The sequence below is a fragment of the Streptomyces sp. NPDC056734 genome, assembly GCF_042790455.1.
Taxonomy (GTDB): Bacteria; Actinomycetota; Actinomycetes; order Streptomycetales; family Streptomycetaceae; genus Streptomyces.
The window spans coordinates 53446-74677 of sequence record NZ_JBHTZD010000033.1 but is presented as its reverse complement, the minus strand read 5'-3'; the positions used below and the strand labels follow the sequence as shown (position 1 = coordinate 74677).

Genomic DNA, 21232 nt, shown 5'->3' with positions numbered 1-21232 from the left:
GAGCGCGGGGGCTGCCGATCGGGTCTCCGAGGCCCCGGTCAGTCCCGGGCCATGAAATTCCGGCCGTGTGACGGCATGGCGCGTCCACGGGTGGGTGTACGGAGGGAAGTGCGCCGTTGCCCGCGCGTCACGGGCAGCCCGGAGGAAACGGGCGTGGTGCTACGCGCCGGACGGGATCAGAGGGGCCCGCCGAGGATCGTGGGATCCGGGGCCGGAGGGGCCGGGAAGTCCGGCGAGCCGGGCGGCTCAAGCCGGTGTCGGTCGTGGAACCGGGTCAGCTGTGCGTGGGGGCGAGTACCCGTGCCAGCGCCGGTTGCAGATCGCGTACGGCACGGCTGCTCCGGAACCGGGAGAGTTCGCGCGCGAGACGCCGGATGTCGCTGTTCACCGTCGCCGAGGGTACGGCCGGCATCACCGCTAGGAGTTCCCCGGCGATCGTGCACGCGTGCTCGACCTCTCCGGAGGCGGCGTGGGCCAAGGACCTGCGGAAGCCGTACCGGGCGCGGGTGCGCAATGCGTGCGGCGGGAGGTGGCGGCACTCCCGGTCGAGGACTTCGGCCGCTGCCTTGGGGCGACCGAGGTCATACAGGCACCAGCCGGTCGTCATCGCCGCCGGATCGCCGACGTGGGTGGTGCCGATCACGGGCTCGGTGCCGCTGCGGGCATCGTCACGGCCGAGGAGTTCCCGCGCCCTGTCGAGGCTGCGGAGGCAGTCGCGTTCGTCGCCGACGAGCGCGTGTCCCTGCGCCTCCCGCTGGGCGGCGAGTCCCCGGATGCGCGGCGGGAGTTCGTCGCTCTGGGCCCGGCGGGCCAGGGTGACCGTGCCTGTCGCGTCCCCGTCGTAGAGCGTGACCAGGGCGCGTCGCACGAGCGCGTAGGAACCGAGGTACGGATCGCCTCCGGCGCGCGCCAGTTCGGCGGCCTCACCGGTCCAGCCGAGCGCCGCGCCGCTGTTCCCGGCCTCCTGGGCCATCCAGCCGGTGAACTCCGCGAACCGCGACGCGAGCAGGAGCGCTGGGGCCCGAGTCGCGGAGGGGGTGTCGGCGGCCAGCCCGGTGACCGTGTGCGTCTGTGTCTCCAGCAGGGGAAGCAGGACCTTCGGCGCGGTGGACTGGCCGAGCCTTCGTAGCTGCTCGAACTGTGTGCGGAAGGAGGCAAGGAGGGGGTCGGCGGCAGAGGACGCCTGACCGCCGAGTTTCAGGCCGAGGTCGATCAGCGCCCCTGTACCCGCCCCGAGAACGGCTCGGCGCCCGACGCGCCAGGGGCTCGGTGTGGCCGGGGTTTCGGTGGGATCCGAGTCGGTCTCCGAGTCGGTCTCGGGACGGACGGCCAGGCGCTGTAGCTCGCCCTTCGCGCCGAGGAAGGCGTCGCACCGCCGAGCCAGTTCGGGGGATGCGGAACGCTCACCGCGCTCGACCTTGCTGAGGTGTCCCTTGTCGTAGTTGAGTGCCACGGAGAATTCGGTCAGAGTCAGCCCCGCTTCCTGTCGTAAGCGACGAAGTTCCGGGCCAAAAGGCGAAGTTGTGCTCATCATTGACCTCCCCTTGAACAGCGAACGTGAGAGCCATGCGCCTCACGGGGAACTCTTGTTCAACGTCCACTAATCGACACCAAGGCCGACGATGAACACCCGGCGTGACGGAGTCGTCGCGCTTGGCATCCGAGAGTGAGTTTGGCACGAGGAGCGCCTCAAGAATCGGGGTTCGACGGGGTTGCCCGTTGCCTCTTCTCTTCTCCGTTCTTCTCCGTTCTCGTCCGTCTGTTCCTTTGCTGCGAACGGGGCTGCCCGTTACCGGAGCAAAGTGATCGATAACGGCACGGGAGACGGCTCTTCACACACGGTCACGGCGACGGCGTCCGGCCCGCCTCTGGGTGAAGGACGCGCGCGGGCCCTACCCGGCGGTCGCCCTGGACCGCGACGGCGCTCAGGCGGACGCGGTGACCTCCGGCTTCCGGCATCTGCTCGGCACGGGGCTGCTGACCGTCTCGGCGGGCTTCGAGGCTCGCTTGCCCGGACCTTCGCGGGCCAAGGTACGGGGGAGTCCGCTCACCCGGCCCCGTACCCGGCGTCCTGCCGTCCGCAGGCGTGGGCGGCGGCGGGCTCGGTGTCCGTGCTCCAGTCGGCCCTGGGCCTGGAGGCCGATGTCCCCGGCGGCACACTCACCGTCTCACCCGGAACTGGCCTCGGCGTTCACGCCCCTGACGGTGACGGGGCTGCGGGTGGCGACCAGGGCCCGGACGCGGGTCAGCGGTCGCTCACCCCGACTCATCCCATGGGCATCGGGCGGCCAGCCCCTCGCCGACGATGCCCGCCCTCACACCCCGTCGACCGCCGTCCGCGTAAGCCCCGCCAGATACACATCCAGCGCCTGAACAGGCTCCGCCACCGTCCGGACAGTTCCCGTCGGCTCCTGAGCAGGCCCCGCCAAGTCCCCCCGCAGATCCCACCACCGTACGGCGCTGATCTCGTCGTTCGGTTGGAAGGGAAGGGACGGATCCCGTGCCCGGCCGGTGAACACGGCGCCGTACTCGGCCCGTCGGTCCGGGGCCAGGGCGAAGCGGGCGTAGCCGGTGAACCGTAGCTCTCCGGCGGGCAGCTGGCCGGACTCCTCCCGTAGTTCCCGCACGGCGGCCTCCCGGGGGGTCTCGCCGGGGTCGATCAGGCCGCCGGGCAGTTCCCAGGCGTCGCGGACGCGGTGGTGGACCAGCAGGACCCGGCCGGTGTGCCAGAGGGCGACCAGCGCCAGGGGCAGGGGCGCTCGGCCAGGGGTTCGGTCTCCGGCGTGCGCAGGAACGCCGTCAGCTCGTTGCCCCGTGCGTCGGTCGCGAGGGTCATGGCGTGAGCAGGCCCGGCGGCAGCGGCGCGGTGCGCGGCCGGGCCGTCGACTCCCGGGTGATCAACCGGGAGTCGACACGGACCGTCCGAGGCTCCGGCAGCGCGTCGCCGGTGGCGATGGGAACCAGCCCGGCGACCCGGCGAAGGCGGCGGCCCTGGTGCTCGCGGCGCTGGGCGCGCGGGACGCCCCGCTGCGGCTGCCGCCCGGCGACGACGCGGTGAGCGCCGTGCTCGATCACGCGGAGCGGGTCCGGGCCGACGTCACGGCCTGGGAGAAACGGACGCGGAACACGGCCCTGGACGGCTGAGACCCGCCCGTACGGGGGTCGGTGGCGGGACCGCACCACAGCACGGCGCGCGGGCGGGGGAGAGCGATTCCCGGCCGCGCGCCGTGCTGTGGAGTGTCATGTCGGGCGCGTGGCACGGGTGTTACGTCCGTGCGGGGCCCCTTGTGCATTTTCTGTGGAGGCAGCAATGTTTCGGCTGACACACCGGCACGCAATCTGAATTGACATGGACCTGTCATTCGGATCGCCCCTTCACGGGTTCGCGTGCCCCGGCACCCCCACATACCGGCGCACCACCGATGAGGAGGACCCCTCGGATGGCAGTGATGCGTACTCCCCACAGCACGGCCCATGGCACAGCACCCGGCACAGCACCTGGCACGGCACCCGGCACGGCCCACCGCGCGACCGGCTCCACCCGGCGAAGACTGACGGCGATCAGCGCGTTCGCCTCGGCGGCCCTGGCCGCCGGCCTCGTCTCCGCCCTCCCCGCGGGCGCGGCCCCCGCCGCTGAAGGGCACATCCAGTACGAGGGCGCGGCGAACGCCGTCGCCGACAGTTTCATCGTCACCCTCAAGGCCGACCACGCCCGCGCGGGCACCGCCGCGGGCAAGGCCATCACCGACAAGTACGGCGCGAGCATCGAGCGCACCTACACGAAGGCGCTCAACGGCTACGCGATCGAGGCCACCGAGGCCGAGGCCAAGCGCCTCGCCGCCGACCCGGCCGTCGCCTCCGTGGTCCAGGACCGCACCTTCAGCATCGAGGCGACCCAGCCCAACCCGCCCTCCTGGGGCCTGGACCGCATCGACCAGCGCAATCTCCCGCTGAACAGCTCCTACACCTACCCGGACACGGCCGGAGCGGGCGTCACCGTCTACGTCATCGACACCGGCGTGCGCATCACCCACAGCGACTTCGGCGGCCGGGCCAGCTACGGCTACGACGCCATCGACAACGACTACATCGCCCAGGACGGCAACGGCCACGGCACCCATGTCGCCGGCACCGCCGCGGGCACCGCCCACGGCGTCGCCAAGCAGGCGAACATCGTCGGCGTGCGCGTCCTGAACAACGCCGGATCGGGTACGACCGCCCAGGTCGTCGCCGGTATCGACTGGGTCGCCCAGAACGCGGTCAAGCCCGCCGTGGCCAACCTGTCCCTCGGCGGCGCCGCCGACACCGTGCTCGACACGGCCGTCCGCAACGCCATCGCCTCCGGCGTCACCTTCGCCGTGGCGGCGGGCAACGAGGCGACCGACGCCTCCACCCGCTCGCCCGCCCGGGTCGCCGAGGCCCTCACCGTCGGCGCCACCACCTCCACCGACGCCAAGGCCAGCTACTCCAACTACGGCACGATCCTGGACCTGTTCGCCCCGGGCTCGACGATCACCTCGGCCTGGAACACCAGCGACACCGCCACCAGCACCATCAACGGCACCTCGATGGCGAGCCCGCACGTGGCCGGAGCGGCGGCACTCCATCTGGCCGCCAACCCGACGGCCACCCCGGCCCAGGTCTCCACGGCCCTGACCACCGCGGCCACGCCCAACGTCGTCACCAGCCCCGGCACCGGCTCCCCGAACCGGCTGCTGTACGTCGGCAGCGACACCCCGAACCCGCCCGGACCGCGGTTCGAGAACACCGGTGACTACGCGATCGCCGACAACACCACCGTCGACTCCCCGGTGACCGTCTCCGGCGTCAGCGGCAACGCGCCCGCCGCACTGGCCGTCGAGGTGCACATCGTGCACACCTACATCGGTGACCTTCAGGTCCAGTTGATCGCCCCGGACGGCACCGCGTACACCCTCAAGGCGTACGGCACCGGCGGCAGCGCGGACAACATCGACACCACGTACGCCGTCAACGCCTCCGCCGAAGTCGCCAATGGCACCTGGCGGCTGCGGGTCAGCGACAACGCGGCCGTCGACATCGGGCGCATCGACGCGTGGGCGCTCCAGTTCTGAGGCCATGAAGCCCTGACCCGGTTCGCCCGACCTACCTGACACCCTCGTCCTCGCGGACGGCGCCGGTCGCCCGGCCCGCCGCGAGGACGAGGCACGTCCGGTTCCCCGCGGCCCCCTGACTTCCGCGACTTCCGCCCCCGCCGCCCGAATTACCCCCTTCTCGCCCTCTTCTCGCCCTCCCCGTAACCACATTCCGTTCGTGTGTTCCCGCCGCATACGATGCCCGGACCCGCGCGTCCCGTCGCGGAACCCCCCGAGTCGTCCCAGCCAGGAGCACGGCACCTGTGTCCATACCCCCGCCGCCCTCAGGCCCGCAGCCGCCGCCCGGCTCCTATCCGCCGCCGGGCCCGTATCCGCACCCGGGCCCGTATCCCCAGCAGCCGTGGATGCCGTACCCGCCCCAGCGCCCGTCCGTCAACGCGCTGGCCGTCGTCGCGCTGGTGCTCGGCGTCCTGTGCCTGGCGCCCGCCGTCGGCCTGGTGCTCGGTCTGGTGGCGCTGGCCCAGATCCGCCGCACGGGCGAGCGCGGCAAGGGCATGGCGATCACCGGCGCGGCCCTCTCGACGGTGGGCCTGGTGCTGATCACGCTGTTCTTCACCACGGGCGCGTCCTCCGACCTGTGGGACGACGTCCAGGACAACGTGCGCGAGAGCAGCGGGCTGTACGTCGACAAGGGCACGTGCTTCAACACCCCGAACGGCACCTCCGAGGGCGTGATGTACGACGTCGAGGAGGTGCCCTGCGCGGCGGAGCACGAGGCCGAGGTGTTCGCCACGGTCACCCTGCCCGACGGCGCGTTCCCCGGCGACACCCGGATCGCGGAGCTGGCCGACGAGCGCTGCTACGCGCTGGAGGGCGACTACGCCATGGACACCTGGGCCCTGCCGGAGCATGTGGACCTGTACTACCTCGTCCCGATCAGCAGCAGCTGGGCCCTCGGCGACCGGGAGATCACCTGCTTCTTCGGCCATGTCGAGACCGGCGGCACGCTCACCGGCTCACTGCGCGCCGACGAGACCACCCTGGATGAGGACCAGGTGACCTACCTCACGGCCGAGCGGCTCCAGAACGAGGCCATGGACACGGTCCCCGAGGAGTACGTCGAGGACGATCTGCCGGGGCATCAGCAGTGGGCGGGGCGGCTCGACTCGGCGCTCGGCGAGCAGATCGCGGCCCTCGAAGGGCACACCTGGTCCGCCGATGCCGAGCAGCCGGTCGCGGACCTGGTGGCGGAGCTGCGCGAGGCCCGGGAGGCATGGGCGACGGCCGCCGGGACGGACGACGTCGACACCTTCTACGTGCACATGGACAAGGGCTTCGAGCTGACCGACCCCGAGCGCACGGTCACCGCGCGCGAGGCTCTGGGGCTGGCCACGACCCCGCCGTCGTACGACCTGGACGACTCGGACTCGGGCGGCACCGGGGGCAGCGGCGCGGACACGGGTGAACTCGACGTGTGAGCGCGACGAGAACGGGGAGAAAGTGCCTGCGTAAAGCAGGCCCCGGCCCGGCGTCATCACATCGAGTGATTCTCTGGCCTTTGCTTGCACCGCACAACCCACGGTTGCGACGCTGTTGCTGTCTGTACGACCTGATGGGAGCGGCCAGTGACATTCGGTGAGCAGCCGGCGTACCTGCGCGTCGCGGGTGATCTCCGCAAGAAGATCGTCGACGGTCAGCTGCCGCCGCACACCCGCCTTCCGTCCCAGGCCCGCATCCGCGAGGAGTACGGCGTCTCGGACACGGTCGCGCTGGAGGCGCGCAAGGTGCTGATGGCCGAGGGCCTGGTCGAGGGCCGCTCCGGGTCCGGGACGTATGTCCGGGAGCGGCCGGTGCCCCGCCGTATCGCCCGCTCCGGGTACCGCAGCGGCAGCGGGGCCACACCCTTCCGCCAGGAGCAGGCCGACGCCGGGGCGCGCGGCACCTGGGAGTCGGGCAGCGCGCAGACCGAGGCGGGCGGGGCCATCGCCGAGCGGCTCGGGATCCCGGCCGGGGAGCGGGTGATGCGCACCAGATATGTGTTCCGGGAGGCCGGTGAGCCGATGATGCTCTCCACCTCCTGGGAACCCCTCTCCGTCACCGGCCGGACGCCCGTGATGCTGCCCGAGGAGGGCCCGCTGGGGGGGATGGGCGTGGTGGAGCGGATGGCCGCGATCGACGTCGTCGTGGACAACGTGACGGAGGAGGTCGGCGCCCGTCCCGGACTGGCGGAGGAACTGCTCGCCCTCGGGGGTGTTCCCGGCCATGTGGTGATCGTCGTCCAGCGCACGTTCTACGCCTCCGGGCTGCCGGTGGAGACGGCGGACGTGGTGATCCCGGCGGACCGCTACCGGGTGGCGTACCACTTGCCGGTGCGTTAGCGGGCCCGGGTGGAGCGCTCCCCATGTCGGAGTGCGCTCCTCATGACCCAGCGCGCGCCGTCGCGCAAGCCCGCGTGCGGTGACCCGCTCGCCGGAGGCGTCTCACGGGTTATGGTGACCCGCCGTTTGCGCAGGTGGCCGGGGCGGTTCGAGGGGCGGCGCGCAGGGGGATGCGCGGGAGTGCGCGGACGGCGCGTTCGGCGGCGTGCGCCCCCTGTGTCCTGGCTGGTTACGTGCCTCTTTGTGAAAAGCCGTATTCGCTGCGTGAAGGTAAGGCGTAGGCTCGGGCATATGCGGAATGCGGTTTCCTTATCGGGTGGGGCTCGGCCGAGGACGCGGGTGGGGACCATACGCGTCGGGGCACAAAGGGGCGGTGGGGCGCGATGAACGACAGCACGGTCATACTTCCCTGGCACGTGATACGGCAGGACGACAACGGCAACCGCTACCGCGTGGGGAGATACGCCACCCGCGCCGAGGCCCAGGACATAGCCGACAGCCTCGACAGCCGGGGCCACAAGCAGCTCTATTTCGTGGAGCGCATCGACGGCCCGAACGGCACGGACGGCCCACCGGATTGACCCTCTGTCGGCGGTCGAGGGCCCCGGGTGCCGAGCGCCTGACCGGCGAGGTGCCCGTCCGGTGGGGCAGCTGTCCGGCGAAGCGCCCGGCTGGCGATGCGCCCAAGGACGGAGCGCCTGACTGGCAGGGGCTCGGCTGACGAGGTGTCCGGCTGGTGAGTGACCTGTCGGGTGAGGCGCCTGATGGGCGAGGCGTCCGAGGGGTGGGGTCCCTGTTCGGTGACCCGCCTGTTCGGTGACCCGCCTGTTCGGTGACCCGCCCGGCCGGTGAGGCGCCCGGCCGGTGACCCGCCCGGCCGGTGAGGCGCCCGGTCGCCGACCGGCCCGGCTGTCGGGGCGCCGATTGGTGGGGCGCCCGAGAGGCGAAGGGCCTGACCGGCGCGGCACCCGTCCTGCGAAGCGCGCCGCCTGACGTAGCGCCGGGTCGGCTGAGCACACCCGCCGGCGAAGCGCGTCCAGTGGGCGTCGCACGCGCTCCGGCTAGGCTCCGGCGCATGACCGAACGCATCGTGGTGGTGGGAGCCGCCCTGTTCGACGGCGCCCGGCTGCTCGCCGCCCGCCGCAGCGCCCCGCCCGAACTGGCCGGCCGATGGGAACTGCCCGGCGGCAAGGTCGAGCCCGGCGAGCGCCCCGAGGCGGCCCTGGTTCGCGAACTGCGCGAGGAACTCGGCGTGATCGCCCTGCCGGTGACCCGGGTCCCCGGCGAGTGGCCCCTGAGACCCCCGTACGTCCTCCAGGTCTGGACGGCCCGTCTGCTGCCGGACTCCCCGGCCCCGCGTCCCCTCCAGGACCATGACGCCCTGCGCTGGCTGGAGCCCGGCGAGATCTGGGACGTCGACTGGCTGGACCAGGACGTCCCGGCGGTCCGCGAGGCTGTCGCCGGGGGAGTGGCCGACGTACACCACGGCTGACCCCACCCGGGTCCGCCGCCGTACCCGCACCCGCACCCGCACCCGCACCCGCACCCGGACGGGTGCCGCACCTGCACCCGCCCGCACCCGCACCCGGACTCGTGCCGCACCCGTACCCGGACGGGTGCCGCACCTGCACCCGCCCGCGCCGTACCCGGGCTCGTGCCGCACCTGTACCCGGGCTCGTGCCGCACCTGTACCCGGGCTCGTGCCGCACCCGTACCCGGGCTCGTGCCGCACTCGCCGCGTGCCCCATCCGCGCTCACCCCCGACGCCACCGCAGTCCACCCGCGCGCCCACCCCATCCGCGCCGCGCCCGCAGCGCCACCGTCGCCCCGGCTGCGCCCGCGCCGCGCCCGCAGCCCACCCCGCCCACACCCCCGCCACCCCCCAACCCGCGCCGCCCGCGCGTAAATGGCCGGTTCCCGGCGCACCCCCCGGCGCACAATTCCCATGCCGCCCCCCGGGTCACGCGCTGTGTACGCCCTGGGTGCCTCGGTGCGCCTGAGCGTTTCCTTACCCGAGTCTCAGAGTCGACGGCGATACACCCACCTAAATGCCGGGTATGTGCCTATTAACCCCACGAAATCGGACAACCGTGGGCTCGGGGTCTGGGAAGTGATCGGTGTGATCGACACCGAAGGTGAGCGTGCGGAGTGGACCTTTCCCGCGGACCCGGGAGCCGTGCGCGCAGCGCGGGCCCGGGTCCGTGAGCAACTCAGCGGCTGGTCCCTGGAGAGCCTCAGCGATATCGCCGCGCTGCTGGTCAGCGAGCTGGTGACCAACGCGCTGCGGCACGCCGACGGCCCCGTGGGACTACGGCTGCGGCGGCGTCCGGGGGCGCCCGAGCTGCTCCTCGTGGAGGTCTCCGACCCGCTCCCGGACCTGCCGACCGAGCGCGCTCCCGAGCCCGAGGACGAGAGCGGACGGGGTCTGCTTCTGGTCGCCTCCTCGGCCCACCGATGGGGCACACGGCCCGACGACAGCGGTAAGACGGTGTGGTTCGAACTGGCGGTACCGGGGTGAATCGGGTGTACAGGCGGGGTGCCGCTGTCCCCTCCGCGGTTCAGGCCACCGGCGGTTCCCCCCGTGCGTGGTTCGACGCCGTGTCCGCTGGTTAGAAGACTGATGGTGTTCTCGCAGCGCGGGCCGAAATGCACCTGGCCCGTGCTGTGATCGTGAACACCGTGTTGTACGGCCCCGTAGTGCTGGATACTGCGGGCAGCCGCCACCCGGTGACCGGTGCCGGGCGCGGTGAGCTGGAGGGGACGGTTCGCGTGAGCGAGATACCAGCGAAGGCCACGGAGTCCGAGGACCCGTCGGGCCGAGCGAGGCGCGTTGCCGTACCGGCATCGGCCCGCTCGGCGGACGGCGTTCTCGCCCTGGGCGGGTCGCGGCCCGGCGACGCCCTGTGGCAGAGCAGCCCGCCCGGATCGCTCTACGACTACATCAAGGTGGCCTCCTTCTCCGTCGGCCCCGACGGACTGGTCGAGCAGTGGAGCCTGCGCGCCGAGCAGCTCTTCGGCATCCCCGCCGAACGGGCCATCGGCATGGACCCCATCGACGCCTTCCTCGACCCCGATCTGCGCGAGCGCGGCCAGCACAAGATGGCCGAGATCCTCGACGGCCGGGAGTGGACCGGGGTCGTGCCGTTCCGGACACCCCGGCACCTGGACGGCACCCCGGGCGAGGACGGGCTGGCCGAGGTGTACGTGATGCCGACCCGGGCCGAGAGCGGCGAGAAGGCCGCCGTGTGCATCGTCGTCGACGTCCGCGTACTGCGCCGGATCGAGACCGACCTCGCCGCCTCGCAGTCGATTTTCGGCCAATCTCCGTTCGGGTTCGTGCTGATCGACACCGACCTCAAGGTGCGCCGCGCCAACGCCCGCTTCGCCTCCGTCTTCGGCGGCGTCCCCGACGACCACCGCGGCCGGAGCGTGCACGACTATCTGCCCCGCTCCGAGGCCGACCGGGTGCTGGCCACCCTGCGCCGGGTGCTGGAGAGCGGCGAGTCCATCACCGACATGCACATCACCGGGTACGTCCCCGGCTCCGAGGACCGCCGCCACTGGTCCGTCAATCTCTACCGGGTGCACAGCGGCACCGGCCGTCCCATCGGCATCGCCTGGCTCGGCATCGACATCACCGCCCGCCGCGCCGCCGCCCGCGAGGCCGCCGCCGCCCGCCGCAATCTCGCCCTGCTCAATGAGGCCGGTGCCCGTATCGGCAACTCCCTCGACCTGGAGACCACCGCCCGCGAACTCCTCGACGTCGCCGTCCCCGGCTTCTGCGACCTCGCCAGCGTCGACCTCTACCAGGGCCTCCTGGCCGGCGACGAGACCCCGCCCGGCCTCGCCGACGGCAGCGCCGAACTGCGCCGCGTCGCCTACGCCAGCGCCGTCGCCGACCTGCCCTTCGCCGGTACGACCGCTCCCGTCCAGGTCGGCGCGGTCCACCACTTCGCCTTCAACTCGCCGCACGCCGACGCCCTGCGCGCCGCCCGCACCCGGTACGTCCCGGCGGAGGAGGGCGGCCTGGTGCAGTGCACCCTCGCCGTGCCGATGGTCGCCCACGACACCGTCGTGGGACTCGCCCAGTTCTCCCGTACGAAGGGCAGCGAGCCGTTCGGTGACCGGGACCGGGACCTCGCCGTCGAACTCGCCGCGCGCGCCGCGGTCTGTATCGACAACGCGCGCCTGTACCGCCGTGAGCACGAGCGCGCGCTGATACTGCAACGGTCCCTGCTGCCGCCCGGCGACCCGGTCGCCTCCGGCCTCGACATCGCCTGCCGCTACCGCCCCGGCAACGCCTCCACCGGCCGCCCCAGCGAGGTCGGCGGCGACTGGTTCGACGTCATCGAACTGCCCGGCCACCGCACCGCGCTGGTCGTCGGCGATGTCATGGGCCGCGGTCTGCGCGCCGCCGTCGCCATGGGCGAACTGCGCACCGCGGTACGCACGCTTGCCCAGCTCGATCTCGAACCCGCCGAGGTGCTCTCCCAGCTGGACGAGATCGCCCGCGGCCTCGGCACCCCCGGCGGCATCCAGCAGGCCACCCGCGCGGCCCGCCGCCCCCGCGAGGCCGACCTGTCCGAGGTGTACCTCGCGACCTGCGTCTACGCCGTCTACGACTCCGTCACCCGGCGCTGCACCTTCGCCAACGCGGGGCATCTGCCGCCGGTCCTCGTCGAACCCGGCGAGAGCGCGCTCATGCTCGACGTGCCGCCCGGCATGCCGCTCGGCGTCGGCGGTGAACCCTTCGAGGAGGTCGAGGTCGAACTCCCCGAGGGTGCGCTGCTCGCGCTCTACACGGACGGGCTGGTCGAGTCCCGGCACCATCCGCTGGACGAGGGGCTGCAAGCGTTCGTCGGCGCGCTCACCGATCCCTCGCGTCCCCTGGAGGACGTCTGCGATCACGTCCTGACGACCCTCGACACGCATCACGGCGAGGACGACATCGCCCTGCTCATGGCCCGGGTCCAGGGGCTGCCCGCCGAGTCCGTCGGCGACTGGACGCTGCCGCGTGAGCCGCGCAGTGTGGGGCGGGCGCGGGAGTACGCGCGCGGGCAGTTGCTGAGCTGGGATCTGGAACCGCTGGTCGACACCACCGAGTTGCTGGTGAGCGAGCTGGTGACGAACGCGCTGCGGTACGGGGAGGGGGAGATCCGGCTCCGGTTGCTGCTCGATCGCACGCTGGTGTGTGAGGTGTGGGACTCCGGGCTGGTGCAGCCTCGGCGGCGGCGGGCGCGGGACACGGACGAGGGGGGGCGGGGGCTTCAGCTGGTCGGGCTGCTCTCCGCGGCGTGGGGCTCGCGCCGGACGCCTCGGGGGAAGACGGTGTGGTTCGAGTTGCCCTTGCCGGACGGGGAGGGTGGGCTGACGGATCCGGCGGAGGCGTTGCTGAGTCTGTTCTAGGGGCGGGCGGTTCGGTCGTGTGCCGGGCGCGGCTTTCGTCGTGGCTGGTCGCGCAGTTCCCCGCGCCCCCAGAAGATTGCGCAGTTCCCCGCGCCCCCATAGTCCCGGCGTTGCCCTCGCCCAAAAGACTGCGCAGTTCCCCGCGCCCCTGGGAGATGTGGCGTGCCCGCGTTCCAAAGCCGCGGCGTTCGCCTTGCCCGCCAGACCGACGGCGGTGTTTCCCTCCCGCCTAAGAAACCCTTCGTGCCCTCGTTCCTGGGCCGCCGTAGCTCGATGGTGGGCCGCCGGTCTCCTCCTGGTCCAGGAGGATGCCGCCCAGGACTGCCCCCGCCACCCCCGCCGCGTGGACGGATTCGTCCGCGTAGGGGTTGCCGTGGGTGCGGACGTCCTGTTCGGCGAGGTCGCGGGACAGGCGGGCCTTGGTGTCGGCTTCGGCGGGGTTGGTGGTGAGGAGGCGGAAGGCCGTTGCCAGATGGGTGCGGGGGGTGGCCGAGATGGCCGCGCGGTGGGTGGTGATGTACGCGTCCGTCGTCGCCGTCGTGCTGCGGGCCAGCAGGGAGGCCGCTGCCGTCAGGGCTGCGGAGCGGTCGTTCGTGGAGAGGAGCGCCCGGCGCAGGAGGGCCAGTGGGTCGTGCGGAGTCTTCGCCACCAGGTCTCTTCGTACGGGAGTTACGGCCGCCTCGGACTCCGTCTCCGCCTCGGTCAGCGCGGTCGGCAGGAGGGCGTCGGCGGCGGTGAGGTCCCGCGCGAGGCCGGTCACCGCGTCCAGCAGGACCGCCGCCTGGGCCACCGCCCCCTCGGCGGCCCGTAGCTCGGCCGCCGCCGGGTCGGGTTCGCCAAGGTCGGAGCGCTGGTGGGACTGGTTGAGGCGCAGGGCGGCGAAGACCAGCCGGTCCCTGGCCTGCTCGACGAATCCCGCGACGGGCGCGAGCGCCCCGGGTCCGTGGCGGTGGGCGAGGTCCGTGAGGGTCCGCTCCGCCGGGATGACCCGGGCCGTCAGGTCGCGGAAACGGGTCTCCGCCCGCTCCAGCGCCGGGGCGAGGTCGCTCTCCAGGCGGCGGGCCGCGTCGAGGGCGGGCGCCTGCGCGTCCAGCACCCGGCCCGCCTCCTCGCAGCGCCCGGCGATCCCGGTGAGCGCCTGACGCCGGGCGCCGTCCTCCTGCGGTACGCCGTCGTCGTACCGCTCGCGGATCGCGAAGGCCGCCGACAGTTCCGTCTCGGCGTGGCGCAGGGCGTGCCGGAAGGGGGCGGCGGTCCGCTCGTCCCAGCCGGCGGCGGCGAAGTCCAGTTCCTCGCGGCTGGCGCGGACGCTGTCGTCGGCCGCCACCAGCAACGCCCTCGCACGGTCGTCCAGTGGAGGGAGGAGGGGCGTGGCGGACGCGGGCGCCGCCGGTGTCGTACGGCCGGTCCGGCGGTGGGTGCGGCGGAGGTAGCCGTACGTGCCCGCGACCACCGCGCCCACCGCCACCACCAGCGGCAGGGCGAGATCGGCCGCCGATGTGCCGTCCTGCTGGGCGGCCGGGCCCGCGCCGGGGGTGGCCGGGGCCTGGTCGCGCGTTCCGTGGAGCGCCAGGCCCAGCCACAGCACCGCTATCACGACGCCGACCACCGACTGGGCCAGGCGCGCGGATATGTGGGCCTTGGCCCGCCTGGGCCTGCCCCGGATCAGGGAGCGCGTCACATTTCGGAGCGTAGGGGGAGGAATACGGCTCCGCGAGCGGGGTGTGGCACCTGGATACCCGGTCGCCCGGTCGCCCTGTCACCCGGCTACGACGTGGAGCGCCTCCTGATCTTCGAGCCCAGCCACACCAGCGGGTCGTACTTGCGGTCGACCGCTCGTTCCTTCAGCGGGATCAGCGCGTTGTCGGTGATCTTGATGCCTTCGGGGCAGACCTCGGTGCAGCACTTGGTGATGTTGCAGTAGCCCAGGCCGTGCTCGTCCTGGGCGGAGGTCTTGCGGTCCAGGCCGGTCTCCGCGGCCGCGTCCAGCGGATGCATGTCCAGCTCGGCGACCCGCATCAGGAAGCGCGGGCCCGCGAACGCCTGCTTGTTCTCCTCGTGGTCGCGCACCACATGGCAGGTGTCCTGGCACAGGAAGCACTCGATGCACTTGCGGAACTCCTGCGAGCGGTCCACGTCCTCCTGGAACATCCGGTACTCGCCCGGCCCGAGATCCTCCGGCGGGACGAACGCGGGGACCTCGCGGGCCTTGGTGTAGTTGAAGCCGACGTCGGTGACCAGGTCACGGATGACGGGGAAGGCGCGCAGCGGGGTGACGGTGATGGTCTCGTCGCGTGCGAAGACCGACATCCGGGTCATGCACAGCAGCCGGGGGCGGCCGTTGATCTCCGCCGAGCACGAGCCGCATTTGCCCGCCTTGCAGTTCCAGCGCACCGCCAGATCGGGGGCCTGGGTGGCCTGGAGGCGGTGGATGATGTCGAGCACCACCTCGCCGTCGTTGACCTCGACCTCGAAGTCCTCCAGGCCGCCGCCCCCGGTGTCGCCGCGCCACACCTTGAAACGGGCCTCGTAGCCGCTCACTCGTACAGCTCCTCTTCGGGCAGGTACTTGACCAGCTCCTCCTTGTCGAACAGGGCGAGCAGGTCCGGGCGGATGGGGTCGGTGTTCTCCCGGGTGAGCGCGATCTGGCCGCGCTCGGGGCCGGTGGCGGCGAGCGCGGCCGCGGGGTCGCCGAGCGCGCAGAGCAGATTGACGTCGCGCCAGCGGCGGTCCATCTCCGGGTGGTCCTCGCGGGTGTGGCCGCCGCGCGACTCGGTGCGCTCCAGCGCGGCCCGCGCCACGCACTCGCTGACCAGCAGCATGTTCCGCAGGTCCAGGGCGAGGTGCCAGCCCGGATTGAACTGGCGGTGCCCCTCGACCCCGGCCCGGCGGGCCCGTACCCGCAGCTCGGCCAGTTTCGCCAGGGCCTGCTCCATCTCGCCCTCGCGGCGGATGATGCCCACCAGGTCGTTCATGGTCTGCTGGAGCTGCTGATGCAGGGTGTACGGGTTCTCCGGCGGCCCCGCACCCCCGGCCTCCTCGGCGGAGAACGGGCGCAGCGCCTCGGCCGCCGCCGCGTCCACCGCGCTCTCCGGCGCCCGGGGACGCGCCCCCGCCCCGGCCGCGTACTCGGCGGCGTGCCAGCCCGCCCGGCGGCCGAAGACCAGCAGGTCGGAGAGGGAATTGCCGCCCAGGCGGTTGGAGCCGTGCATACCGCCCGCGACCTCACCGGCCGCGTACAGCCCCGGCACCCCGCGCGCCGCCGCCGTGTCGGACTCGACGGCGATGCCGCCCATCACGTAGTGACAGGTGGGGCCGACCTCCATGGCCTCGGCTGTGATGTCCACGTCCGCCAGCTCCTTGAACTGGTGGTACATCGACGGCAGCCGGCGTTTGATCACCTCGGCGGGCATCCGGGTGGAGACATCGAGGAAGACCCCGCCGTGCGGGGAGCCCCGGCCCTCCTTGACCTCGGAGTTGATCGCGCGGGCGACCTCGTCGCGGGGGAGCAGTTCGGGCGGGCGCCGGTTCTTCTCCGGGTCGTCGTACCAGCGGTCGGCCTCGGACTCGGTCTCGGCGTACTTCTCCTTGAAGACGTCCGGGATGTAGTCGAACATGAACCGTCTGCCCTCGGAGTTGCGCAGCACCCCGCCGTCGCCGCGCACCGACTCGGTGACCAGGATGCCCTTCACGGACGGCGGCCAGACCATGCCGGTGGGATGGAACTGCACGAACTCCATGTTCAGCAGCGGCGCCCCGGCCAGCAGCGCGAGCGCGTGGCCGTCGCCGGTGTACTCCCACGAGTTCGACGTCACCTTGAAGGACTTGCCGATGCCGCCGGTCGCGATCACCACGGCCGGTGCCTCAAGGACGAAGAAACGGCCGCTCTCGCGGTCGTAGGCGAAGACCCCCGCGACCCGGCCGTCCTCGTCCTTGAGGATGCGGGTGACCGTGCACTCCTGGAACACCTTCAGCCCGGACTCGTAGTCGCCGCTCTCACGGAAATCCTCCTGCTGGAGGGCGACCGTCCGCTGCTGGAGGGTGCGGATCAGCTCCAGGCCGGTGCGGTCGCCGACGTGCGCGAGCCGCGGATACTCGTGGCCGCCGAAGTTGCGCTGCGAGATCCGGCCGTCCTTCGTCCGGTCGAACAGCGCGCCCCAGGTCTCCAGCTCCCACACCCGGTCCGGGGCCTCCTGGGCGTGCAGCTCGGCCATCCGCCACTGGTTGAGGAACTTCCCGCCGCGCAGGGTGTCGCGGAAGTGCGTCTGCCAGGTGTCGTGCTCATTGGCGTTGGCCATCGCGGCGGCGATCCCGCCCTCCGCCATCACGGTGTGCGCCTTGCCGAACAGCGACTTGCAGATCACGGCCGTACGGGCGCCGCGCTCGCGCGCCTCGATCGCGGCCCGCAGCCCGGCACCCCCGGCCCCGACCACGACGACGTCCCACTCCTGCCGATCGACCACGGACATCAGAAACACCTTTGCTAGCTGCTAGAAGAGGGCCGGATCGTCGAAGGCGCCGGACGCGACCAGATACACGTAGAAGTCGGCGAGCGCCACGCTCACCAGCGAGGCCCAGGCGAGCTGCATGTGGCGGGCGTTCAGCTTCCCGACCCACTGCCACATGCGGTAGCGCACCGGATGCCGGGAGAAGTGCTTGAGCTTGCCGCCGACGATGTGCCGGCAGGAGTGGCAGGAGAGGGTGTACGCCCAGATCAGCACGATGTTGACGAGGAACACCAGGGTGCCCACACCCATGTGGCCCCACTCGTAGTGCTCGTTGCGGAAGCTCAGCGCGGTGTCCCAGGTGAGGATCCCGGCGACCAGCAGGGCGGCGTAGAAGAAGTACCGGTGGATGTTCTGGAGGATCAGCGGGAAGCGGGTCTCACCGGTGTACGTCCGGTGCGGCTCGGCGACCGCGCAGGCGGGCGGGGAGGCCCAGAAGCCGCGGTAGTACGCCTTGCGGTAGTAGTAGCAGGTCAGCCGGAAGCCGAGCGGGAAGATCAGGATCAGCAGGGCCGGGGACAGGCCCCACCAGCTCCCGAAGATCTCCCAGTTGGGCCCGCCGCGCATGGGCTCGCAGTTCTGTGCCAGACAGGGGGAGTAGAAGGGCGAGACGTACGGGGCCGCGTAGTAGTGGGCGTTGGAGAAGGCCCGCCAGGTGGAGTACGCGATGAAGGCGAGCAGTCCGGCGGCGGTGGCGGCCGGCGCGAGCCACCAGCGGTCGGTGCGCAGATGGGAGGCGGCGATCGCGGCGCGGGAGGCACCGCGGACGCCGCCTCGCGGATCGGGTCGGGTGGCTGGGCGTTCCGTACCAGTTGCCAACGGATGACTCCGGTCGGGGTTCGGGGGCTGGGCCGCCGAGCGGGCGGCCGGTTCCCCGGCCGCCCGGCGGTCTCAGGGCGCACGCCGGTCGCGAGCGCCGAGGCCCTCGTCGTCCGTGTCCACCCACAGGCTGTTGTCGTAGGGCGTGTCGGGGATGGTGACCAGCTCCGGGCGGCGCGGCGCGGCGGGCGTGGCCGCCGCCGCCCGCAGCAGCGCGACGCTCTCGCGCAGGTGCTCGCAGTCGGTACGGACCCGGCGGACATCGAGCCCGTCGCCCAGCTGCTGCTCCAGGCGCCGGACCGACCGGGCCAGGTCGTCGAGGCTCTTCTGGATCGACGCCAGTTCGTCGTGCACGGACATCACGTGACCTCATTTCCGTCGGAATCTCCGTCGGAACGCGGCTCCGGGCCGGCGTGGACGGCGACGTTCATGCGCCTGCGAGTGTCGCGCGTCACACCGGCCGCTGGGAAGGGACGTGCACCGATTGGCCGAGGCGTACGGGTGTGCAGCCCCGGCGGCTGGGCCGCCCGGGTGACATTCCCCGCGTCGGCGCCGTGTCGCCCCGCGTTGCCGAACCCTTTCCTCTTCAGTGGCCGTATATGGAGAAATCATCCGATCAACTCCATATACGTAAATTACCGGCCACTCATGACCATAACTCCCGCGGTTCCCCGGAGGTAAGCAGAGATGTCCCACCCCGTCGGTCCGCGCGCGGTGCTGCGCTCGGTCGTCTTTCTCACCGCGGGAGCCCTCGCGGTGACGGCCCTGTCCGGCTGCGGCTCGGACGACCCCTCCGGCAAGCCGCTGGCCGGTCAGGACATCGCCCCGGCCGCCCGGGACCAGGTCGCCGACACCGGCACCCTGCGCTGGGCGGTGGACGCCGTGCCGGAGACGCTCAACGCCTTCCAGTCCGACGCCGACGCCACCACCACCAAGGTCGCGCAGGCCGTGCTGCCCTCGATGTTCCGGCTGGACGCCAACGGCCGCCCGGAGGTCAACGCCGACTTCCTGGAGTCCGCCAAGGTCGTCAAGACCGAACCGCGCCAGGTCGTGCTCTACAAGCTCCACCAGCAGGCGGTCTGGAGCGACGGCCGGGAGATCGGCGCCGCCGACTTCGCCGCCCAGTGGCGGGCCCTGAACGGCAAGAACAGCTCCTACTGGACCGCCCGCAACGCCGGGTACGACCGGATCGCGCGGATCGAGCGGGGCAAGAACGACCTGGAGGTCCGGGTCACCTTCGCCAAGCCCTACGCCGACTGGCGCTCGCTGTTCTCCCCGCTGTACCCGAAGGAGGTCATGGGCACCCCGGACTCCTTCAACGACGGGGCGCGGACCAAGCTCAAGGTCACCGCCGGGCCGTTCGCCGTCAAGAAGATCGACCGCAAGGCCGACGAGATCACGCTGGCGCGCAATCCGCGCTGGTGGGGCGAGCCGACCAAGCTCTCCCAGATCGTGCTGCGGGCGGTCCCGCGCGACGAGCGGACGACCGCGCTGGCCGAGGGCAGGGTCGACCTCGCGGAGGTCGACGCGCCGGGGGCCCGCAAGATCGAGCCGGCGGCGCCGAAGGGCGCGGCGGGGGCCGAGGGCGAGAAGGACGGGTCCGGCAAGGACGGCGCCGACGGCGGCAGGACGCCGGTGCGGGCACTGACCGCCGAGGAGCGGGCGCTCAGCGGCTTCGAGGTCCGCCGCTCGCTGGAGCCCGCGTACACCCAGCTCGCGCTGAACGGCGAGGAGGGCCCGCTGGCCGACGAACGGGTGCGCCGGGCGGTGGCCCGCGCGCTGGACCGCGAGAAGCTGGCGAAGCTGGTCCTCAAGCCGCTGGGCCTGCCCACCAAGCCGGTCGGCAGCCATCTGGCGCTGTCCGGCCAGGCCGCCTACGCCGACAACAGCGGGGCCCTGGGCGACCAGGACACCAAGGAGGCGCGGGCGCTGCTCGCGGACGCCGGGTGGGTGCCGGGAGCGCCGAAGGGCAAGGGCGACAAGGCGGCCGGGGCCAGGGGCGAGGAGTCCAAGGACTCGAAGGACGGCTCCTCGGACGGCTCGGGGAGCGACGCCGAGGACGAGTCGCCGGGCGGGGACGACGGTACGTACATCGTCGGCGAGGACGGCAAGGCGCGCAGCGACTCCGGGCAGGACGTCGAGGACGCCGCGCGGCACCGCACGGACGGCGCCGCGCATCTGGCGCAGGACGGCAAGCAGTACGTCGGCGACCAGCTGCAGCAGGGCGGGGCACCGGGGGCGTACGCGCCCAAGGGCACCGCGGCTCCGGCGGAGGTCCCGGCCGGGCCGGTGGCCAAGGACGGCAAGCCGATGAAGCTGCGGTTCGTGGTGCCGTCGGGCAAGGGCTCGGAGACGCTGCGGGCGGTGGCGGAACGTATCTCCAAGATGCTGGACGAGGTCGGCATCCCCACCGAGACGAAGAAGGTCGACGACGAGAGCTACTTCAAGGACCACATCGCCGCCGGCGACTACGACCTCGCGCTCTACTCCTGGCCCGCCTCCGCCTACCCCGCGACCGACGCCCGGCCGATCTACGCCAAGCCGGTGCCGGCCGCCGACGGGTCGCTGAACGTCGAGCAGAACTACACGCGGGTCGGCACGGACCAGGTGGATCAGCTGTTCGACCAGGCGATCTCGACGCTGAACGAGGGCGAGACCCGGTCCCTCATCCGCAAGGCGGACGCGCGGATCTGGGCGGCGGCGGGGTCGATCCCGCTGTACCAGCGGCCCCAGCTGGTGGCGGCGCGGAAGAATCTGGCGAACGTCGGGGCCTTCGGGTTCGAGACGCCGGTGTATCAGGACATGGGGTTCCTGAAGAAGGAGAAGAAGGCCGCGGGTAAGGGGGACTAGGTTCGGGGTGGCCGGCGAAGTCGTTCGGGCGCGGGTGGACTGTGGCTGGTCGCGCAGTTCCCCGCGCCCCTTCACGTCGGCCGGGCCGCCCCACGACTTCACAGGCCCCCCAGAGACACCTCGGCCTCCCGGAGACACTTCGGCCCCCCCAGAGACACCTCGGCCTCCCGGAGACACTTCGGCCCCCCCAGAGACACCT

At 72.3% G+C, this 21232-nt stretch carries 16 protein-coding genes and 1 pseudogene; 9 read left to right on the top strand and 8 right to left on the bottom strand.

Features of this window, described 5'->3' with window-relative positions; translation table 11 throughout:
* Nucleotides 1-274: 274 nt before the first annotated feature.
* The 3 genes from ACFRFC_RS34695 to ACFRFC_RS34685 all read right to left on the bottom strand — a co-directional run bounded on the left by ACFRFC_RS34695 (nucleotide 275) and on the right by ACFRFC_RS34685 (nucleotide 2836).
* The gene (locus tag ACFRFC_RS34695) at nucleotides 275-1534 is read right to left on the bottom strand and encodes a helix-turn-helix domain-containing protein (RefSeq protein WP_382684814.1); all 1260 of its coding nucleotides are present in this window, start codon (nucleotides 1532-1534) and stop codon (nucleotides 275-277) included.
* Between the two features lie 781 nt (nucleotides 1535-2315).
* A complete protein-coding gene (locus ACFRFC_RS34690; protein ID WP_383112682.1) occupies nucleotides 2316-2663 on the bottom strand; it encodes an NUDIX hydrolase in 348 nt (115 codons plus the stop codon).
* On the bottom strand, nucleotides 2660-2836 hold the full coding sequence (locus tag ACFRFC_RS34685; RefSeq protein WP_382684816.1) for a hypothetical protein: 177 nt from the start codon (nucleotides 2834-2836) through the stop codon (nucleotides 2660-2662). The genes ACFRFC_RS34690 and ACFRFC_RS34685 overlap by 4 nt, the downstream gene beginning before the upstream one ends.
* Before the next feature lie 104 nt (nucleotides 2837-2940).
* Here ACFRFC_RS34685 and ACFRFC_RS34680 point away from each other — a divergent pair.
* The 8 genes and pseudogenes from ACFRFC_RS34680 to ACFRFC_RS34645 all read left to right on the top strand — a co-directional run.
* A pseudogene (locus ACFRFC_RS34680) lies at nucleotides 2941-3144 on the top strand (hypothetical protein); the annotation flags it as partial.
* Between the two features lie 296 nt (nucleotides 3145-3440).
* Nucleotides 3441-5093, top strand: coding sequence for a S8 family serine peptidase (locus tag ACFRFC_RS34675; protein WP_382684819.1), 1653 nt, complete (start codon nucleotides 3441-3443; stop codon nucleotides 5091-5093).
* Between the two features lie 284 nt (nucleotides 5094-5377).
* Nucleotides 5378-6553 (top strand): DUF4190 domain-containing protein, encoded by a 1176-nt coding sequence (locus ACFRFC_RS34670; protein ID WP_382684822.1) that lies wholly within the window; start codon nucleotides 5378-5380, stop codon nucleotides 6551-6553.
* A gap of 147 nt (nucleotides 6554-6700) precedes the next feature.
* Entirely contained in the window at nucleotides 6701-7453 is a 753-nt protein-coding gene (locus tag ACFRFC_RS34665) for a GntR family transcriptional regulator (protein WP_382684825.1), read from the top strand.
* Nucleotides 7454-7836: 383 nt separating this feature from the next.
* Nucleotides 7837-8034, top strand: coding sequence for an SPOR domain-containing protein (locus ACFRFC_RS34660; RefSeq protein WP_382684827.1), 198 nt, complete (start codon nucleotides 7837-7839; stop codon nucleotides 8032-8034).
* A 494-nt stretch (nucleotides 8035-8528) separates the two neighbouring features.
* Nucleotides 8529-8945, top strand: coding sequence for a (deoxy)nucleoside triphosphate pyrophosphohydrolase (locus ACFRFC_RS34655; RefSeq protein ID WP_382684829.1), 417 nt, complete (start codon nucleotides 8529-8531; stop codon nucleotides 8943-8945).
* A gap of 618 nt (nucleotides 8946-9563) precedes the next feature.
* Entirely contained in the window at nucleotides 9564-9971 is a 408-nt protein-coding gene (locus ACFRFC_RS34650; protein ID WP_382684831.1) for an ATP-binding protein, read from the top strand.
* 251 nt (nucleotides 9972-10222) lie between these two features.
* A complete protein-coding gene (locus ACFRFC_RS34645; RefSeq protein ID WP_382684833.1) occupies nucleotides 10223-12859 on the top strand; it encodes a SpoIIE family protein phosphatase in 2637 nt (878 codons plus the stop codon).
* A gap of 229 nt (nucleotides 12860-13088) precedes the next feature.
* Here ACFRFC_RS34645 and ACFRFC_RS34640 read toward each other — a convergent pair whose 3' ends face one another.
* The 5 genes from ACFRFC_RS34640 to ACFRFC_RS34620 form a co-directional block, all read right to left on the bottom strand.
* Nucleotides 13089-14540, bottom strand: a complete 1452-nt coding sequence (locus tag ACFRFC_RS34640; RefSeq protein ID WP_382684836.1) for a hypothetical protein — start codon at nucleotides 14538-14540, stop codon at nucleotides 13089-13091.
* A gap of 86 nt (nucleotides 14541-14626) precedes the next feature.
* The gene (locus tag ACFRFC_RS34635) at nucleotides 14627-15400 is read right to left on the bottom strand and encodes a succinate dehydrogenase/fumarate reductase iron-sulfur subunit (RefSeq protein WP_382684838.1); all 774 of its coding nucleotides are present in this window, start codon (nucleotides 15398-15400) and stop codon (nucleotides 14627-14629) included.
* On the bottom strand, nucleotides 15397-17328 hold the full coding sequence (locus ACFRFC_RS34630) for a fumarate reductase/succinate dehydrogenase flavoprotein subunit (RefSeq protein WP_382684841.1): 1932 nt from the start codon (nucleotides 17326-17328) through the stop codon (nucleotides 15397-15399). Before ACFRFC_RS34630 ends, ACFRFC_RS34635 begins: the two co-directional genes overlap by 4 nt.
* Before the next feature lie 21 nt (nucleotides 17329-17349).
* Entirely contained in the window at nucleotides 17350-18183 is an 834-nt protein-coding gene (locus tag ACFRFC_RS34625) for a hypothetical protein (protein ID WP_382684844.1), read from the bottom strand.
* A gap of 72 nt (nucleotides 18184-18255) precedes the next feature.
* Nucleotides 18256-18543 (bottom strand): hypothetical protein, encoded by a 288-nt coding sequence (locus ACFRFC_RS34620; RefSeq protein ID WP_382684846.1) that lies wholly within the window; start codon nucleotides 18541-18543, stop codon nucleotides 18256-18258.
* A gap of 327 nt (nucleotides 18544-18870) precedes the next feature.
* Between ACFRFC_RS34620 and ACFRFC_RS34615 the strand changes: the two genes are divergently transcribed.
* Nucleotides 18871-21033 (top strand): ABC transporter family substrate-binding protein, encoded by a 2163-nt coding sequence (locus ACFRFC_RS34615; RefSeq protein WP_382684848.1) that lies wholly within the window; start codon nucleotides 18871-18873, stop codon nucleotides 21031-21033.
* The last annotated feature ends 199 nt before the right edge of the window (nucleotides 21034-21232 follow it).

What these genes read in the sequence shown, in the direction of transcription:
- ACFRFC_RS34660 (WP_382684827.1), top strand. Translation starts at nt 7,837, where the DNA reads ATGAACGACAGCACGGTCATACTTCCCTGGCACGTGATACGGCAGGAC.
- ACFRFC_RS34685 (WP_382684816.1), bottom strand. Translation starts at nt 2,836, where the DNA reads ATGACCCTCGCGACCGACGCACGGGGCAACGAGCTGACGGCGTTCCTG.
- ACFRFC_RS34620 (WP_382684846.1), bottom strand. Translation starts at nt 18,543, where the DNA reads ATGTCCGTGCACGACGAACTGGCGTCGATCCAGAAGAGCCTCGACGAC.
- ACFRFC_RS34675 (WP_382684819.1), top strand. Translation starts at nt 3,441, where the DNA reads ATGGCAGTGATGCGTACTCCCCACAGCACGGCCCATGGCACAGCACCC.
- ACFRFC_RS34630 (WP_382684841.1), bottom strand. Translation starts at nt 17,328, where the DNA reads ATGTCCGTGGTCGATCGGCAGGAGTGGGACGTCGTCGTGGTCGGGGCC.
- ACFRFC_RS34615 (WP_382684848.1), top strand. Translation starts at nt 18,871, where the DNA reads ATGTCCCACCCCGTCGGTCCGCGCGCGGTGCTGCGCTCGGTCGTCTTT.
- ACFRFC_RS34655 (WP_382684829.1), top strand. Translation starts at nt 8,529, where the DNA reads ATGACCGAACGCATCGTGGTGGTGGGAGCCGCCCTGTTCGACGGCGCC.
- ACFRFC_RS34695 (WP_382684814.1), bottom strand. Translation starts at nt 1,534, where the DNA reads ATGATGAGCACAACTTCGCCTTTTGGCCCGGAACTTCGTCGCTTACGA.